The organism is Pseudomonas sp. Rh2 (assembly GCF_040762985.1).
Taxonomy (GTDB): Bacteria; Pseudomonadota; Gammaproteobacteria; order Pseudomonadales; family Pseudomonadaceae; genus Aquipseudomonas; species Aquipseudomonas taiwanensis.
In genome coordinates, this window is sequence record NZ_CP142890.1 from 4,577,988 (window position 1) to 4,593,827 (window position 15,840).

General features: G+C 61.4%; 15 protein-coding genes. 1 reads left to right on the forward strand and 14 read right to left on the reverse strand.

All coding sequences use genetic code 11. From position 1 onward, the window contains the following. Positions 1 to 230: 230 nt before the first annotated feature. The 8 genes from rpoS to VXM67_RS20960 all read right to left on the reverse strand — a co-directional run bounded on the left by rpoS (position 231) and on the right by VXM67_RS20960 (position 7,390). Complete coding sequence (gene rpoS, locus VXM67_RS20925; RefSeq protein WP_023381945.1) at positions 231 to 1,238, reverse strand: RNA polymerase sigma factor RpoS; 1,008 nt, start codon at positions 1,236 to 1,238, stop codon at positions 231 to 233. A gap of 108 nt (positions 1,239 to 1,346) precedes the next feature. Further along, entirely contained in the window at positions 1,347 to 2,204 is an 858-nt protein-coding gene (locus VXM67_RS20930; protein ID WP_023381946.1) for a peptidoglycan DD-metalloendopeptidase family protein, read from the reverse strand. 181 nt (positions 2,205 to 2,385) lie between these two features. Beyond that, positions 2,386 to 3,024, reverse strand: a complete 639-nt coding sequence (locus VXM67_RS20935; RefSeq protein ID WP_162144446.1) for a protein-L-isoaspartate(D-aspartate) O-methyltransferase — start codon at positions 3,022 to 3,024, stop codon at positions 2,386 to 2,388. 38 nt (positions 3,025 to 3,062) lie between these two features. Then, on the reverse strand, positions 3,063 to 3,812 hold the full coding sequence (gene surE, locus VXM67_RS20940) for a 5'/3'-nucleotidase SurE (protein ID WP_023381948.1): 750 nt from the start codon (positions 3,810 to 3,812) through the stop codon (positions 3,063 to 3,065). After that, a complete protein-coding gene (truD, locus tag VXM67_RS20945; protein ID WP_315693065.1) occupies positions 3,800 to 4,858 on the reverse strand; it encodes a tRNA pseudouridine(13) synthase TruD in 1,059 nt (352 codons plus the stop codon). Before truD ends, surE begins: the two co-directional genes overlap by 13 nt. After that, positions 4,855 to 5,328 carry a 2-C-methyl-D-erythritol 2,4-cyclodiphosphate synthase gene (gene ispF / locus VXM67_RS20950; RefSeq protein ID WP_023381950.1) on the reverse strand — a complete coding sequence of 158 codons (474 nt, stop codon included), beginning with the start codon at positions 5,326 to 5,328 and terminating at the stop codon, positions 4,855 to 4,857. Before ispF ends, truD begins: the two co-directional genes overlap by 4 nt. 86 nt (positions 5,329 to 5,414) lie before the next feature. Next, positions 5,415 to 6,269 (reverse strand): S-formylglutathione hydrolase, encoded by an 855-nt coding sequence (gene fghA, locus VXM67_RS20955; protein ID WP_023381951.1) that lies wholly within the window; start codon positions 6,267 to 6,269, stop codon positions 5,415 to 5,417. Between the two features lie 8 nt (positions 6,270 to 6,277). Further along, on the reverse strand, positions 6,278 to 7,390 hold the full coding sequence (locus tag VXM67_RS20960) for an S-(hydroxymethyl)glutathione dehydrogenase/class III alcohol dehydrogenase (RefSeq protein ID WP_023381952.1): 1,113 nt from the start codon (positions 7,388 to 7,390) through the stop codon (positions 6,278 to 6,280). Positions 7,391 to 7,497: 107 nt separating this feature from the next. Between VXM67_RS20960 and VXM67_RS20965 the strand changes: the two genes are divergently transcribed. Continuing rightward, entirely contained in the window at positions 7,498 to 8,388 is an 891-nt protein-coding gene (locus VXM67_RS20965) for a LysR substrate-binding domain-containing protein (protein ID WP_023381953.1), read from the forward strand. A 795-nt stretch (positions 8,389 to 9,183) separates the two neighbouring features. Here VXM67_RS20965 and ispD read toward each other — a convergent pair. From ispD to tilS, 6 genes are all read right to left on the reverse strand, one after another. Then, positions 9,184 to 9,891, reverse strand: coding sequence for a 2-C-methyl-D-erythritol 4-phosphate cytidylyltransferase (gene ispD, locus VXM67_RS20970; RefSeq protein ID WP_027907388.1), 708 nt, complete (start codon positions 9,889 to 9,891; stop codon positions 9,184 to 9,186). Beyond that, a complete protein-coding gene (gene ftsB / locus VXM67_RS20975) occupies positions 9,888 to 10,169 on the reverse strand; it encodes a cell division protein FtsB (RefSeq protein WP_023381955.1) in 282 nt (93 codons plus the stop codon). Before ftsB ends, ispD begins: the two co-directional genes overlap by 4 nt. Before the next feature lie 158 nt (positions 10,170 to 10,327). Beyond that, positions 10,328 to 11,617, reverse strand: a complete 1,290-nt coding sequence (gene eno, locus VXM67_RS20980) for a phosphopyruvate hydratase (protein WP_023381956.1) — start codon at positions 11,615 to 11,617, stop codon at positions 10,328 to 10,330. A 153-nt stretch (positions 11,618 to 11,770) separates the two neighbouring features. Next, positions 11,771 to 12,616: a 3-deoxy-8-phosphooctulonate synthase gene (gene kdsA / locus VXM67_RS20985; protein WP_023381957.1), complete on the reverse strand. Its 846-nt coding sequence runs from the start codon at positions 12,614 to 12,616 to the stop codon at positions 11,771 to 11,773. Positions 12,617 to 12,619: 3 nt separating this feature from the next. Beyond that, entirely contained in the window at positions 12,620 to 14,248 is a 1,629-nt protein-coding gene (locus VXM67_RS20990; RefSeq protein ID WP_023381958.1) for a CTP synthase, read from the reverse strand. A gap of 269 nt (positions 14,249 to 14,517) precedes the next feature. After that, entirely contained in the window at positions 14,518 to 15,801 is a 1,284-nt protein-coding gene (gene tilS / locus VXM67_RS20995; RefSeq protein ID WP_023381959.1) for a tRNA lysidine(34) synthetase TilS, read from the reverse strand. Positions 15,802 to 15,840: the final 39 nt, after the last annotated feature.

Genomic DNA, 15,840 nt, shown 5'->3' on the forward strand with positions numbered 1-15,840 from the left:
AAGAATTTTTACTGGAACTTCCGTAGAAAGCTTACAAAACCAGTAAGCAAAGGCTTACACACGATGCTACAGGGGTAGCGCTTTACATAGTGGCGCTGGGGCTTCGCGGCCCGGCAATCGGTGCTGAGCCGGCTCCTGCTGGGCCGCAGCTGGCCAGCGGTATGCTGCACGCCGATGAAGCAAACAAAAACGCCCCGAGGTCATCGGGGCGTTTTGCATTGCAGCCTTGGTTACTGGAACAACGACTCGCTGGACAGGCCGTTCTTCTCGAGGATCTCGCGCAGCCGCTTGAGCCCCTCCACCTGAATCTGACGCACCCGCTCGCGGGTCAGGCCAATCTCCAGGCCAACATCCTCCAGCGTACTGCTCTCATGGCCACGCAGACCAAAGCGGCGCACCACCACCTCACGCTGCTTGTCAGTCAGCTCGCCCAGCCACTGGTCGATACTCTGCGAAAGGTCGTCGTCTTGCAGCAGCTCGCACGGATCGGTTGGCCGATCGTCGGTGAGGGTATCGAGCAGCGTCTTGTCCGAATCCGGGCCCAGGGAAACATCCACCGACGAAACCCGTTCGTTGAGACCAAGCATGCGCTTGACCTCGGTGACGGGCTTCTCGAGCAGGGTGGCGATTTCTTCAGGCGACGGTTCATGATCAAGCTTCTGGGTCAGTTCCCGCGCGGCACGCAGGTAGACGTTCAGCTCCTTGACCACGTGGATCGGCAGGCGAATGGTGCGGGTCTGGTTCATGATTGCCCGCTCGATGGTCTGGCGAATCCACCAGGTCGCATAGGTCGAGAAGCGGAAACCGCGTTCCGGGTCGAACTTCTCGACCGCGCGGATCAGCCCCAGGTTGCCCTCCTCGATCAGGTCGAGCAACGACAATCCGCGATTTACATAACGACGCGCGATTTTCACAACCAGGCGCAGGTTGCTTTCGATCATGCGTTTACGGCCAGCGGGATCGCCCTTTTGCGACAAGCGCGCAAAGTGCACTTCCTCTTCCGGCGACAGCAGAGGCGAGAATCCAATCTCGTTGAGATACAGCTGGGTGGCATCGAGCGCCCGGCTGTAATCGATATACTTGTGTTGCTTGAGCGTAGAGCCTGACTTGGCCCTCGTCCGAACCGAAGGTACAGCAGGTTCGTCTGACACCACATCCGTTTCCAAAACGATACCCGTCTCCATCAGGAGGACGTCATCGTCGATGTCAAACTCCGGCGCTTCTTTATTGAGAGCCATTGTTATAGTCCTTTGCTGAGTTCGAACTCAGACTCAAGCGGCACCTGTTTCCCTGGCAGCGCTGGAGCCTGTCCCCTCTACATCATAGGAACAGGCCGGGTACAACGATCAACGGCGTGGCAGGAATTGGAGCGGATCGACGGGTTTGCCCTGGCGGCGAATCTCGAAATGCAGCTTCACCCGATCAGTGCCCGTGGACCCCATTTCAGCAATCGACTGCCCTGCCTTGACCTGCTGCCCCTCCCGAACCAAAAGCCTGCGGTTATGGCCGTAGGCACTGACGTAGGTATCACTGTGCTTGATGATGATCAGCTCGCCGTAGCCCCTCAAGCCACTGCCGGCGTAGACCACCGAACCATCAGCTGCAGCAAAAACAGGCTGTCCCAAATCACCGGCGATATCAATGCCTTTATTCAAACTACCGTTTGAAGCGAATTTTCCAATCAGGACGCCGTTCGCCGGCCAGGTCCAACCACCCACGGCACGCTCGGCGGCAGGCACGGTAGTGACCACCGGTGCCGGGGTCGCCGGCGTCGAAGTCGCCGGTTTGCGATTGCTGGCGGGCGTCGTGACCGTGCTGGTGACCGGGCGGCGGGTGACCGTTGTCCTGCTCGAAGACGATGGGCTGGAGACCACGGTGGTACTGCTGCTGGAACCGCTGCTGAAACGTATCGCCTGGCCGGGACGAATGGTATAGGGGGCCGAGATGCCGTTGCGCGCCGCCAGCTCCTTGTAGTCCCAGCCGTAGCGGAAGGCGATGGAAAACAGCGTATCGCCGGGCTTGACGATGTACTGACCCGAGGTCACCGCTGGCCGCTTGGGCGCCGTGGTATTACGGTCGACTACCCGCGCGCCGCTCGAGCCGGTGCTGGAGCAGCCGGTCAGCAGGCTGCCCATGGCCAGTGCGATCACCAGAAGCTTCAAACCCGACCGATCCCTGCGCTGCTGAACGACTGTGTGACCCACCCGCGCTCCCCTCATGGTGCCCAAAACGATATGACGATAAGAAATGCAATATTGTTGCAATTATAACTGAGCCCGTCCGCCTTGGGAGAGCTCGGCGCAGCCTGAGAACAACTCGACCGCACCGCAGATAGACAGGGCCTTGCCGCAAGAATTCTGCGTCTGCGCAAATATTCCGTACGGCTCAGGCCAGCGGGCCGTTGAGCAACGGCACGAAGCGCACGGCGCCCAGCACACGCCGGGAGAAACCGTGTTCCTCACGGACGATCAACATCAGTTGCTGCACCTCGCCCGCCGGCCCCACGGGAATCACCATGCGCCCGCCTGGTGCCAGTTGGTCGAGCAGCGCCTGCGGGACCTCAGGTGCCACCGCGGTGACGATGATGCCATTGTAAGGTGCCAAGGCCTGCCAGCCATCGCAGCCATCGCCCCAGCGAAACACCACGTTGCGCAGGTTGAGCTCGACCAGGCGTTCCTTGGCCCGGTCCTGCAGGACCTTGATCCGCTCCACCGAGAAAACCCGTTCGACCAACTGGGCCAGGATCGCCGTCTGGTAACCTGATCCCGTACCAATCTCCAGCACCTTGTCCAACGGGCCGGCTTCGAGCAGCAGCTCACTCATGTGGGCCACCATGAACGGCTGGGAGATGGTCTGGTTATGGCCGATTGGCAGCGCGGTGTCTTCATACGCGCGATGGGCCAGGGCCTCGTCGACGAACAGATGGCGCGGCGTGCGACGGATCGCGTCGAGCACCTTGGTGTTCGACACGCCCTCCTCGCACAGACGCTGGATCAGCCGTTCCCGGGTCCGCTGGGAAGTCATGCCGATTCCGCGGCGCAGCAGATCGTCGTGTTCGCGCATCAGAGTACGCCCTCCAGCCAGCCATCGAAGCGCTCGAACGCGTCGTTGAAGGTCCGGTCCAACTGCAGCGGTGTAATCGACACGTAGCCTTGCATCACCGCATGGAAGTCGGTACCCGGCCCGCCATCCTCGGCATCGCCGGCCACGGCAATCCAGTAGCCCTCCTTGCCACGTGGGTTGACCACTTTGGTGGGCGCCGCCGCACGCGCCCGATGCCCGAGCCGGGTGAGCTGGATACCCCGGATATGCTCCAGTGGCAGGTTGGGGATATTGATGTTGAGCACGGTCCGAGGCGGCAGGTCGAGTCGCGATTGTGCCTCCACCAGGCGGCGTGCGATGTAGGCCGCCGCCGGCAGGTTGTCGGTCTGGCGCGACAATAGCGAGAACGCCAGCGACGTTCCGCCGAGGAAGCGGCCCTCGAGGGCGGCGGCAACGGTGCCGGAGTAGAGCACATCGTCACCCAGGTTAGCGCCCAGGTTGATGCCGGAAACGACCATGTCGGGCATTTCCGGCAGCAACCCATTCAACCCCAGGTGCACGCAGTCGGTCGGCGTGCCATTGAGGCTGATGAAGCCGTTGGCCAGGGTATGCGGGTGCAAAGGCCGGTCGAGCGTCAGCGAACTGCTGGCGCCGCTCTTGTCTTGTTCCGGGGCGATCACCACACACTCGGCGTAGTCCGCCAGCGCAGCATGCAGCGCGGCAATCCCGGGGGCGGTAACACCGTCATCGTTCGAAATCAGAATACGCATGGGCTGTCCGTCTGCCCTGCCGGCACCAGATCGACGAGTTCGCGCACCACCACGGTGGCGAAGCATCCGGCCGGAAGGACGAATTCCAGTTGCAGGATATCAGGCTCGGGATAATGCCACGACAAGCTGCCAATAGGGAGCCGCAGGATGCGTCGTTCGTGACTCATTCCCGCGTGGGCCAGCCATTGGCAAAGCGCCTGGTGCTGCTCGCCGACAGCCGACTCCAGCTCGAAGGGCGCCCCGGCTGCCGGTGACGGACCCTCTCCCCACATCGGGCCGGTGGGATGCAAGTCCAGAATCGCCAGGCGTGGATCGGAACATTCCGACTCGCCCGCCGGAAAGAAACTACGGCTGTCAGTGAACGCCAACAAATCGCCAACCTGCGCGTGCTGCCAGCTTCCATCGGCAACCCGAGCCGCCAACACCTGGTTGAACACATAGCTGCGCGCCGCTGACAGCAGCCGCGAACGTACATTGCGTTGTTCCGGTAGCGCCTTGCGCTGTGCCCAGTCCCGGGCGTCATGCACGTTGCCGCCACCATGGCCGAAACGCTGCGTGCCGAAGTAGTTGGGCACCCCCTGCTGCTTGAGCAGTTCCAGCCGAGCATCCAGCGCCTGGTGGTCTGCCGCCAGCGCAGTCAGACGCAGGGTAAAGCCGTTGGCGGAATGAGCGCCTCGTTGCAGTTTGCGCTGGTGGCGCACCTGCTTGAGTACACGCAGGGTTTCGTCTTCGGCGCGGGACAGGTCCGGGTCGGCCTTGCCCGGCAGGTGCAGGCTGAACCACTGGCGGGTCAGGGCCTGGCGGTCCTTCAGACCGGCGTAGCTGATGGCGCGGACCGGCACACCAGCTGCACGTGCCAGGCGACGAGCAGCCTCCTCGGTATTGAGGTCACGCTTTTCAACCCACAGCCACAGGTGCTCGCCCTGGCCGGACAGCGGAATGTCCAGCACTTCGTCCACCTGGAAATCGTCGGCCACCGCCTTGAGCACCGCGGTGCCCAAGGATTGGCCCGATGCACGCGGGCCGAGCAGGTCGTGTTCGGTCATGCTGGCAGCAACAGGGCAACCGCATGCACGGCGATACCCTCCTCGCGGCCGGTGAAGCCGAGTTTTTCGGTGGTGGTCGCCTTGACGTTGACCTGGTCGAGTTCGACGTGCAGGTCCTCGGCGATCAGCTGGCGCATGGTTTCGATGTGTGGGGCCATCTTCGGCGCCTGGGCAACGATGGTGGCGTCGACGTTGCCGACTTTCCAGCCCTTGGCCAGAACGATGCCGACCACGTGACGCAGCAGGACACGGCTGTCCGCGCCCTTGAACTGCGGGTCGGTATCGGGGAAATGCTTGCCGATGTCTCCCAGCGCGGCGGCGCCGAGCAAAGCATCGCTCAGTGCGTGCAGCAGCACGTCACCGTCGGAGTGGGCCAGCAGGCCGTATTTGTGGGGGATACGCACCCCGCCCAGGGTAATGAAATCACCGTCGCAGAAACGGTGCACATCGTAGCCGTGGCCAATACGCATAGAAAAACGCCCTGATAAAGTCAGGGCGTGATTCTACCTGCTTTGTGGGCGCTTGGGCTGGCTATTGCCGACACCAAGCACCACCGCTACGCCCGCCCCAGCGCTAGCGCGTGATGGCGCAGGTGCTCATCGATGAAGCTGGCGATGAAGTAGTAGCTATGGTCATACCCAGGCTGCAGACGCAGGGTCAGCTCATGCCCCCCCTTGCGCGCTGCCTGCTCCAGTGCTTCTGGCTTGAGCTGCTTCTCGAGGAAGTCATCGCGGTCGCCCTGATCGACCAGCAACGGCGGGCATTTGCCGGAAGGCGTCTCAGCCAGCAGCACACTGGCATCCCACTCGCGCCAGCGCGCCCGGTCCTCACCCAGGTAACGGCTGAAGGCCTTTTCGCCCCAAGGGCAATCCATTGGATTGCTGATTGGCGAAAACGCCGACACCGAACGGTAGCGCCCTGGGTTGCGCAATGCGCAGACCAAAGCACCGTGCCCGCCCATGGAATGGCCGCTGATGCTGCGCTGGTCGGAAGCTGGGAAATGCGCCTCGATCAGTGCCGGTAGCTCCTCGACCACGTAATCGTGCATACGGTAGTGCTTCGACCAGGGTTGCTGGGTGGCATTGAGGTAGAAGCCAGCACCGAGTCCGAAGTCCCAGGCACCGTCCGGATCGCCGGGCACCTGCTCACCACGCGGACTGGTGTCTGGCGCGACGATGATCAGCCCCAGCTCGGCGGCCAGGCGCTGGGCGCCGGCCTTTTGCATGAAGTTTTCATCGGTGCACGTCAGGCCGCTCAGCCAATAGAGCACCGGTAGCTTCTCGCCCTGTTCGGCCTGCGGCGGCAGGTACACGGCGAATACCATGTCACAGCCCAGCACCTTGGAGTGATGCCGGTAACGCTTGTGCCAGCCGCCGAAGCTCTTCTGGCAGGAGATGTTATCCAGGCTCATGGCTGACCTCAGAAGTGGATCACGCTACGGATGCTCTTGCCTTCATGCATCAGGTCGAAGGCTTTGTTGATGTCTTCCAGGCCCATGGTATGGGTGATGAAGGTATCCAGCGGAATTTCGCCCTTCTCGGACATTTCAACGTAACTTGGCAGCTCGCTGCGACCTCGTACGCCGCCGAAGGCCGAACCGCGCCAGACGCGACCGGTCACCAGCTGGAATGGACGGGTGGAGATTTCCTGGCCAGCGCCGGCCACGCCAATGATGACGGACTCGCCCCAGCCTTTGTGGCAGCACTCCAGGGCCGCACGCATCAGTTGGACGTTACCTACGCACTCGAACGAGAAGTCCACGCCGCCATCAGTGAGATCGACGATCACCTCCTGGATTGGGCGGTCGTAGTCTTTGGGGTTGACACAGTCGGTAGCACCCAGCTGGCGAGCGATCTCGAACTTGGCGGGGTTGATGTCGACGGCGATGATGCGCGAGGCCTTGGCCTTGACCGCGCCAATGATCGCCGACAGGCCGATGCCACCCAGGCCGAAGATGGCCACGGTGTCACCTGGCTTGACCTTGGCGGTGTTGAGCACGGCACCGATACCGGTGGTGACACCGCAGCCCAGCAGGCAGACTTTCTCCAGCGGCGCTTCTTTCTGGATCTTGGCCACGGAAATTTCCGGCAGCACGGTGTACTCGGAGAACGTCGAGGTCCCCATGTAGTGGAACAGTTGCTGGCCTTTGTAGGAGAAGCGAGTGGTGCCATCAGGCATCAAGCCCTTGCCTTGAGTGGCGCGGATGGCCTGGCACAGGTTGGTCTTGCCCGAACGGCAGAATTTGCACTGGCCGCACTCTGGAGTGTACAGCGGAATGACGTGGTCGCCGACAGCTACGGAAGTCACGCCTTCACCAATTGCTTCGACGATTGCACCGCCTTCATGACCGAGAATCGACGGGAAGATACCTTCCGGGTCGGCGCCAGACAGGGTATAGGCATCGGTATGGCAGACGCCGCTGGCGACCACGCGCAGCAGCACTTCGCCCGCCTTGGGCATGGCCACGTCGACTTCGACGATTTCCAGGGGTTTCTTGGCCTCGAAGGCGACGGCGGCACGGGACTTGATCATCAAGGTTCTCCAGACAGAGTGTCGATTCCAGTACTCAGTGTAATTCAGGCACTTTTGATGAATAATCCGAGCGAAGACAAAACATTATTGCCATACAGGGATAATCGATGAGCAGTCGCTGGGAAGGCATCGACGAGTTCGTTGCCGTGGCCGAGTCGGGACAGTTCACTGCTGCGGCGGAGCGGTTAGGGGTATCGTCGTCGCACATCAGCCGGCAGATCGCTCGCCTGGAGGAGCGCCTGCAGACACGCCTGTTGTACCGCAGTACCCGCCGCGTGACGTTGAGCGAGGCAGGCCAGACGTTCCTTCAACACTGCCAGCGTCTGCAAGATGGTCGCGAAGAGGCGTTACGCGCGATGGGCGACTTGGCCAGTGAACCGAAGGGATTGTTGCGCATGACCTGCGCGGTGGCTTACGGCGAGCGTTTCATCGTGCCTCTGGTCACGCGCTTCATGGCGTTGTATCCGCAGTTGCGGGTCGAGGTGGAACTGACCAACCGGACGCTGGACCTGGTGCACGAGGGGATGGACCTGGCGATTCGCCTGGGGCGTCTGCAGGACTCGCGGTTGGTCGCGGCTCGTCTGGCGCCACGGCGCATGTACCTGTGTGCTTCGCCGGCTTACCTTGAGCGTTATGGCCGGCCGCATAGTTTGTCGGAGCTGGCGCGACATAATTGCCTGGTGGGTAGCTCTGATATCTGGGCGCTGCAGCAGGATGGTCGGGAGATCAGTCAGCGTGTGCAGGGGAATTGGCGGTGCAACAGTGGGCAAGCTGTGTTGGATGCTGCGTTGCTGGGGATGGGATTGTGTCAGCTACCGGATTATTACGTGCTGGAGCATCTTAAAAGCGGGGCGTTGGTTTCGCTGTTGGAGTCGCATCAGCCGCCTAATACTGCGGTTTGGGCGCTGTATCCTCAGCAGCGGCATCTTTCGCCTAAAGTCAGGCGGCTTGTGGACTTCTTGAAAGCCGGTCTTTCGCAATTACCGGAATATCGCTGAACACGATTATTCGATTATGCCATCCCACTCGCTGCGTTTGTGTTTGTTTTTGCTTTTGCTTTTGCTTTTGCTTTTGCTTTTTTTTACGCGATAGACCAAGCGCCGCCAATTGCGACGTCAGGAGGCCGAACGCAGGTCTTGCGGAGGGAGGTGACGGGCATGGATGCCCGTCAAGCGCTGCGGCCCAGGATGGGCCGTTCAGCGCGGTCCTCCCGGGAGCAAGGCCGGAGTGAGGGAACCCCGGAGCGAAGCGTAGGGGCCGGATGATAGGAGCTGACGGTTTTTGGTTCCTTTTTGCCACGACAAAAAGGGACCCGCTGTAAGAGCGGAAAGGTGATTAGGCGTCACCTTGGCAAATGGATATGTTCACAAATCCAAATACCAAAACCTCGAACCTCAAACTTCAAATTTCAAAGCGAATGCTTGGTGCTGGCACTCAAATAGCGTGAATATCCATTTTCCATGGCGGCACCTATTCACCTTTCCGCCCTTCCGGCGGGTTACTTTGGTCGTGGCCAAAGTAACCAAAACCGTCGGCTCCTATCATCCGGCCCCTACGCTTCGCTTCGGGGTCCCCTCACTCCGGCCTTGCTCCCGGGAGGACCGCGCTGAACGGCCCATCCTGGGCCGCAGCGCTTGACGGGCATCCATGCCCGTCACCTCCCTCCGCAAGACCTGCGTTCGGCCTCCTGACGTCGCAATTCGCGGCGCTTGGTCTATTGCGCACTAGAAGCAAAAGCAAAAAACGAGCGACAGCGACAGCGACAGCGACAGCGACAGCGACAGCGACAGCCTTTAGCTTCGGGTTGACCAGCGTTGACGCAACCACTCCAGATCTTCCGGTCGGGTCACCTTGATGTTGTCACTGCGACCCTCGATCAACCGCGGCGCCTGACCAGACCATTCAATCGCGGACGCCTCATCAGTCACCACGACATCCGACACCAGACATTCAGCCAATGCCCGATGCAAAGCCCCAAGACGAAACATCTGTGGCGTATAAGCCTGCCAAATGGTACTGCGATCCACCGTCGCACTGACCCGCCCATGGGCATCCGCCCGCTTGAGCGTGTCACGTGCCGGCACCGCCAATAACCCACCTACAGGGTCGTCAGCCAAGTCAGTCAGCAACCGATCCAGATCGGAACGTGCAAGGTTCGGACGCGCAGCATCATGCACCAACACCCAGTCGTTATCAGTCGCCCCTTGGGCATGCAACAACAACAAGGCATTGAGCACCGAGTCAGCACGCTCACGCCCGCCAGGCGCACGCCGAATGCGTGAATCACTGGCACAACGCAAGGTCGGCCAGTAAGGGTCGTCTTCAGCAATGCTGACCACCACGCCCTTGAGCGCCGGGTGATCGAGAAAACAGTCGAGACTATGTTCGAGAAGCGTCTGCCCGCCCAATTGCAAGTATTGCTTGGGACGGTCGGCAGCCATGCGGGTACCCACGCCCGCGGCAGGAATCACAGCCCAGAAGGCCGGCAACGTATCAGTCATTTTTGCGGCAACTGGAAGAGAGTTTCGCCCTCTTTGACCATTCCCAATTCATGACGAGCCCGTTCTTCGACGGTCTCCATACCTTTCTTCAACTCCAGGACCTCCGCGTCAAGCACACGGTTACGCTCGAGCAAACGCTCGTTCTCCGCATGCTGCTCGGCAATCTGCTGCTTGAGCTCGGCCACTTGCGCCAGGCTGCCATTACCCACCCAGAGGCGGTACTGCAGGCCACCGAGCAGCAGGAGCAGGACAAGGAACAACCAATAGGGACTGCGCATCAAGGTATCCAGGGTTAAAAAGACGCCGCTCACGGGCTTCGAATAGCACGAAGCCTGGCCGAGGCCAGGCTTCGTCGACAGAAACCCGCTGGAAGCGCCAGATCTTTCAGTAGGAAAGGTCCGACAGCCTCGGCTGCTGTCTTTTTACCATCTCTTGCTTAACCGCGAAACTCGGCACGGCCACGGTAAACCGCTTTGGCGCCCAGTTGCTCTTCGATACGCAGCAGCTGGTTGTACTTCGAAACGCGGTCGGAACGGCACAGCGAACCGGTCTTGATCTGGCCGGCAGCAGTACCGACTGCCAGGTCGGCGATGGTCGAGTCTTCGGTTTCACCGGAACGGTGCGAAATGACTGCGGTGTAACCGGCGGCCTTGGCCATCTGGATGGCCTCCAGGGTTTCGGTCAGCGAGCCGATCTGGTTGAACTTGATCAGGATCGAGTTACCGATACCCTTCTCGATGCCTTCTTTCAGGATCTTGGTGTTGGTCACGAACAGGTCGTCACCCACCAGCTGAACCTTGGCACCGATCTTGTCGGTCAGGATTTTCCAGCCAGCCCAGTCGGACTCGTCCAGACCGTCTTCGATCGAGATGATCGGGAAACGTTCGGTCAAGCCCTTCAGGTAGTCGGCAAAACCTTCGGCGTCGAACGACTTGCCTTCGCCGGACAGGTTGTACTTGCCGTCTTCGTAGAACTCGGAAGCCGCGCAGTCCAGAGCCAGGGTCACGTCGGTACCCAGCTTGTAGCCCGCCTTCTCGACCGCTTCGGCGATGGCGCCCAGCGCGTCTTCGTTGGAAGCCAGGTTCGGCGCGAAGCCACCTTCGTCACCCACCGCAGTGTTCAGGCCACGGGCCTTGAGCACGGCTTTGAGGTGGTGGAAGATCTCGGTACCCATGCGCAGGCCGTCGGAGAAGGTCTTGGCGCCAACCGGCTGAACCATGAACTCCTGGATGTCGACGTTGTTGTCGGCGTGCTCGCCACCGTTGATGATGTTCATCATCGGAACCGGCATCGAGTACTGGCCTGGGGTACCGTTCAGGTTGGCGATGTGCGCGTACAGCGGCAGGTCCAGATCCTGTGCGGCGGCCTTGGCGGCAGCCAGGGACACGGCCAGAATGGCGTTGGCGCCCAGCTTGGCCTTGTTCTCGGTTCCGTCCAGTTCGATCATGGCACGGTCCAGGGCCTTCTGGTCAGCCGGGTCCTTGCCCAGCAGCAGGTCACGGATCGGGCCGTTGATGTTGGCGACGGCCTTCAGCACGCCCTTGCCCAGGTAACGGCTCTTGTCGCCATCGCGCAGCTCCAGCGCTTCGCGCGAGCCGGTGGAAGCACCGGACGGCGCGCAGGCGCTGCCGATGATGCCGTTGTCGAGCAGTACATCGGCTTCCACGGTGGGGTTGCCACGCGAGTCGAGAACTTCACGACCTTTGATGTCGACGATCTTTGCCATTGTTGTAAGCACTCCAGAATTGACGAAAACAACGCAGCTTAAGGAAATCCTTGCACTCCACCAGGCGGGGCACAGCGGGCAGGCCGGGTGAAAGCGCCCCCTGACCAAACGGTCAAGGGGAGAACGGGCGGTACTTTACCCGAGAAATGAGCTTTACGCGGTTTCTACCGTCGGAAAACTTTTCACCAGGTCGTCCAGTTGCTTGAGCTGGGCCAGGAACGGCTCCAGCTTGTCCAGGCGCAGGGCGCAAGGACCATCGCACTTGGCGTTGTCCGGGTCAGGGTGAGCTTCGAGGAACAGGCCTGCCAGACTCTGGCTCATGCCGGCCTTGGCCAGGTCGGTGACCTGGGCGCGACGGCCGCCGGCGGAATCGGCGCGGCCACCCGGCATCTGCAGGGCGTGTGTCACGTCGAAGAACACCGGGTACTCGAACTGCTTCATGATGCCGAAGCCGAGCATGTCCACGACCAGGTTGTTGTAGCCAAAGCTCGAACCACGCTCGCACAGAATGAGCTGGTCGTTGCCGGCCTCAACGCACTTGTTGAGGATGTGCTTCATTTCCTGCGGCGCGAGGAATTGGGCCTTCTTGATGTTGATCACCGCGCCGGTCTTGGCCATCGCCACGACCAGGTCGGTCTGGCGCGACAGGAAAGCCGGCAGCTGGATGATGTCGCACACCTTGGCGACCGGCTCGCACTGGTAGGGTTCGTGCACGTCGGTGATCACCGGCACGTTGAAGGTCTTCTTGATCTCTTCGAAGATCTTCAGGCCTTCTTCCATGCCTGGGCCGCGGAACGATGTCACCGACGAACGGTTAGCCTTGTCGAAGCTGGCCTTGAACACGTACGGAATACCGAGCTTCTCGGTCACCCGTACGTACTCTTCGCAGACCTTCAGGGCCAGATCACGAGACTCCAGCACGTTCATGCCGCCGAACAGGACGAACGGCTTGTCGTTGGCGATCTCGATGTTACCGACGCGAATGATCTTCTGGGTCATTGATCAGGCCTTGTTCTTCTGTGCCAGGGCTGCCTTGACGAAACCGCTGAACAGCGGATGACCGTCACGCGGGGTGGAAGTGAACTCCGGGTGGAACTGGCAGGCCACGAACCATGGGTGATCCTTGGACTCGACCACTTCCACCAGCGCGCCGTCTTCGGAACGGCCGGAAACCACCAGGCCGGCGTCGATCAGCTGCGGCAGCAGGTTGTTGTTCACTTCGTAGCGGTGGCGGTGACGCTCGGTGATGATGTCAGTGCCGTAGCAGTCATGAACCTTGGAGCCGGCAACGATCTGGCAATCCTGAGCGCCAAGGCGCATGGTGCCGCCGAGATCGGAGGCTTCGGTACGGGTTTCGACCGCGCCGGTGGCATCGGCCCACTCGGTGATCAGGCCGACTACCGGGTGACCGCTGTTACGGTCGAACTCGGTGGAGTTGGCGTCTTTCCAACCCATCACGTTACGGGCGAACTCGATCACGGCAACCTGCATGCCCAGGCAGATACCCAGGTACGGCACCTTGTTCTCGCGGGCATATTGCACTGCGGTGATCTTGCCTTCCACGCCACGCAGGCCGAAACCGCCAGGAACCAGGATGGCGTCTGCGCCCTCCAGCAGGCTGGTGCCCTGGTTCTCGATATCTTCGGAATCGATGTAGCGCAGGTTGACCTTGGTACGGTTCTGGATGCCGGCGTGGCTCATCGCTTCGATCAGCGACTTGTACGCGTCCAGCAGTTCCATGTACTTGCCGACCATGGCGATGGTGACTTCTTGCTCTGGGTTGAGCTTGGCATCGACCACCTTGTCCCACTCGGACAGGTCGGCGCTGTTGCACTGCAGGCCGAAGCGCTCGACGACGAAGTCGTCCAGACCCTGTGCGTGCAGCACGCCCGGGATCTTGTAGATGGTGTCGACGTCTTCCAGGGAGATGACCGCACGCTCTTCAACGTTGGTGAACAGCGCGATCTTGCGACGCGAGGAGGCATCGACCGGATGGTCGGAACGGCAGATCAGCACGTCCGGCTGCAGGCCAATGGAGCGCAGCTCCTTGACCGAGTGCTGGGTCGGCTTGGTCTTGGTCTCGCCGGCGGTGGCGATGTACGGCACCAGGGTCAGGTGCATCAGCATGGCGCGCTTGGAGCCCACTTCGACGCGCAACTGGCGAATCGCCTCGAGGAACGGCTGCGACTCGATGTCACCCACGGTACCGCCGATTTCCACCAGGGCCACGTCGGCATCGCCGGCACCCTTGATGATGCGACGCTTGATTTCGTCGGTGATGTGCGGGATGACCTGGATGGTCGCGCCCAGATAATCACCACGGCGCTCCTTGCGCAGCACGTGCTCGTAGATACGGCCGGTGGTGAAGTTGTTGTTCTGGGTCATGGTGGTGCGGATGAACCGCTCGTAGTGGCCCAGGTCGAGGTCAGTCTCGGCGCCGTCGTGGGTGACGAATACTTCACCGTGCTGGAACGGGCTCATGGTGCCAGGATCGACGTTGATGTACGGATCCAGCTTGAGCATGGTGACCTTGAGCCCCCGCGCTTCCAGGATGGCCGCCAGGGAAGCCGAGGCAATGCCTTTCCCCAATGAAGAAACAACACCGCCCGTGACGAATATGTAGCGCGTCATGAAAAACCCTAGAAGTCTGCGTTAAGGCGGCCAGCGCCGCCGGAGAAAGCGAAGGAAGGCCGAAGCCCCCGATCACCTGCGTCAATCACAGTGCATCTCGAAAAACTGCCGCGTCTGTACAGACCAGGGGTATCCCCGGCATGGAGCTCGCTCGTCATTTCCAGAATCAGCCCAGCAAAAAACTGCTTGGTAATCGGCAACTCCTGTGTTTTCGCGGAACCCACAGAAGCTGTATCAAGAAGGGAGGGTAGTCTACCGGAATGTACCCTTCATCTCAAACCTTGCGCGCTTGTCGGCAAATGCCAGCGAAGCTGGCAATCGGCCTGCCCCCGTTCGGGAAGATTGGCCACCGCCAGCAAGTCCTCGCCACGGAACAGCAACGGCAGGCGCGAACGCAGGAAGTGCGGAACCTGCGCCTCGTTCAGCAGGCGCTTGAGATCACGCCGACCACGACCGGGGACGTCCAGCACTTCGCCCCCCTGGCGATATGCGATGCGTAGCGGCCCCTCGGGCCGCTTGCCCTCGATACGCACATCGCCATTGCCCGGCAATGCCAGTGCCTCGGCCGGCGCCAGCCAGGGCTGCCCGACAGGCTCGGACTGCAACCAGTCATCGCCAAGCCACCAGATACGCCCATTGCTGCGCACCAACTGGCCGTCGGCAAGGCGCCAGATCGGCTGGGCATCGAGCGCGGCAGTGCACAAATCCACCCACCCGGCCCAGTGACGGCTGTCAGGCAATCGAGTGCGCTGGCTGAGCCAGTATTGCAAGGCGTTGCGCTGGCGAGCAGGTGACAGCGAACGGAGGCAGGTCAGATCGAGCGAACTCAGGGCAGACCACTGAGCCGGAGCGCCTTGCTCGGCTAGGGCCAGATCGTCAAGCGCCACTTCATCGAGCAGCCCCAGCGCTTCGCCAAGATGATCGGCGCAGCGCGCGATGTTTTGGCTCGCTTGCGGCCAACGCTGGCGCAGCAACGGCAACACCTCGCCACGCAAGTAGTTGCGGGCGAAGTCGGTGTCACGGTTGGAAGGGTCTTCGACCCACTTCAGCCGCCAGGCTTGGGCGTACGCGGCCAACTGTGCTCGCGAGATCGCCAGCAACGGGCGGACCAAGGCGCCCTGCCCCAACCGCCGCTTGTCGGGCATGGCGGCCAACCCGCGCAAACCGGCGCCACGCAACAGGCGAAACAGCAGGGTTTCAGCCTGATCCTCGCGGTGCTGGCCGGTGAACAGCAGCTCTCCCGGGCCCAGCACCTGAGCCAATGCCGAGTAGCGGGCGTTACGTGCAGCCTGCTCAAGGCTGGCACCCGGCTCGACCTGAACGCGGATCACGGTAAGCTCGACACCCAAGTCGTTGCAGACACGCTGGCAGTGCTCCGGCCAGTCATTGGCGACAGGTTGCAAACCGTGGTGGACATGGATGGCGCGCAGTGGTGGAGCGCAGTGACTGCGGGCGTAATCGGCCAACAGGTGCAGAAGGACTGTGGAGTCGAGGCCGCCAGAGAAGGCGACGTGCCAGGCGGGGGCGTTCAGCCAGGGGGTGAGGTTGATCATGTAGGCCTCACACGGTTTGAAATCGCCGGGGCCACTACA

Bases quoted from the DNA above. Each gene is read 5' to 3' on its own strand.
- truD (WP_315693065.1), bottom strand. From the start codon at position 4,858: ATGACCGAACACGACCTGCTCGGCCCGCGTGCATCGGGCCAATCCTTG.
- tilS (WP_023381959.1), bottom strand. From the start codon at position 15,801: ATGATCAACCTCACCCCCTGGCTGAACGCCCCCGCCTGGCACGTCGCC.
- VXM67_RS20960 (WP_023381952.1), bottom strand. From the start codon at position 7,390: ATGATCAAGTCCCGTGCCGCCGTCGCCTTCGAGGCCAAGAAACCCCTG.
- fghA (WP_023381951.1), bottom strand. From the start codon at position 6,269: ATGAGCCTGGATAACATCTCCTGCCAGAAGAGCTTCGGCGGCTGGCAC.
- VXM67_RS20990 (WP_023381958.1), bottom strand. From the start codon at position 14,248: ATGACGCGCTACATATTCGTCACGGGCGGTGTTGTTTCTTCATTGGGG.
- ispD (WP_027907388.1), bottom strand. From the start codon at position 9,891: ATGACTGATACGTTGCCGGCCTTCTGGGCTGTGATTCCTGCCGCGGGC.
- VXM67_RS20935 (WP_162144446.1), bottom strand. From the start codon at position 3,024: ATGACTTCCCAGCGGACCCGGGAACGGCTGATCCAGCGTCTGTGCGAG.
- VXM67_RS20965 (WP_023381953.1), top strand. From the start codon at position 7,498: ATGAGCAGTCGCTGGGAAGGCATCGACGAGTTCGTTGCCGTGGCCGAG.
- surE (WP_023381948.1), bottom strand. From the start codon at position 3,812: ATGCGTATTCTGATTTCGAACGATGACGGTGTTACCGCCCCCGGGATT.
- kdsA (WP_023381957.1), bottom strand. From the start codon at position 12,616: ATGACCCAGAAGATCATTCGCGTCGGTAACATCGAGATCGCCAACGAC.
- eno (WP_023381956.1), bottom strand. From the start codon at position 11,617: ATGGCAAAGATCGTCGACATCAAAGGTCGTGAAGTTCTCGACTCGCGT.
- ftsB (WP_023381955.1), bottom strand. From the start codon at position 10,169: ATGCGCAGTCCCTATTGGTTGTTCCTTGTCCTGCTCCTGCTGCTCGGT.
- ispF (WP_023381950.1), bottom strand. From the start codon at position 5,328: ATGCGTATTGGCCACGGCTACGATGTGCACCGTTTCTGCGACGGTGAT.
- rpoS (WP_023381945.1), bottom strand. From the start codon at position 1,238: ATGGCTCTCAATAAAGAAGCGCCGGAGTTTGACATCGACGATGACGTC.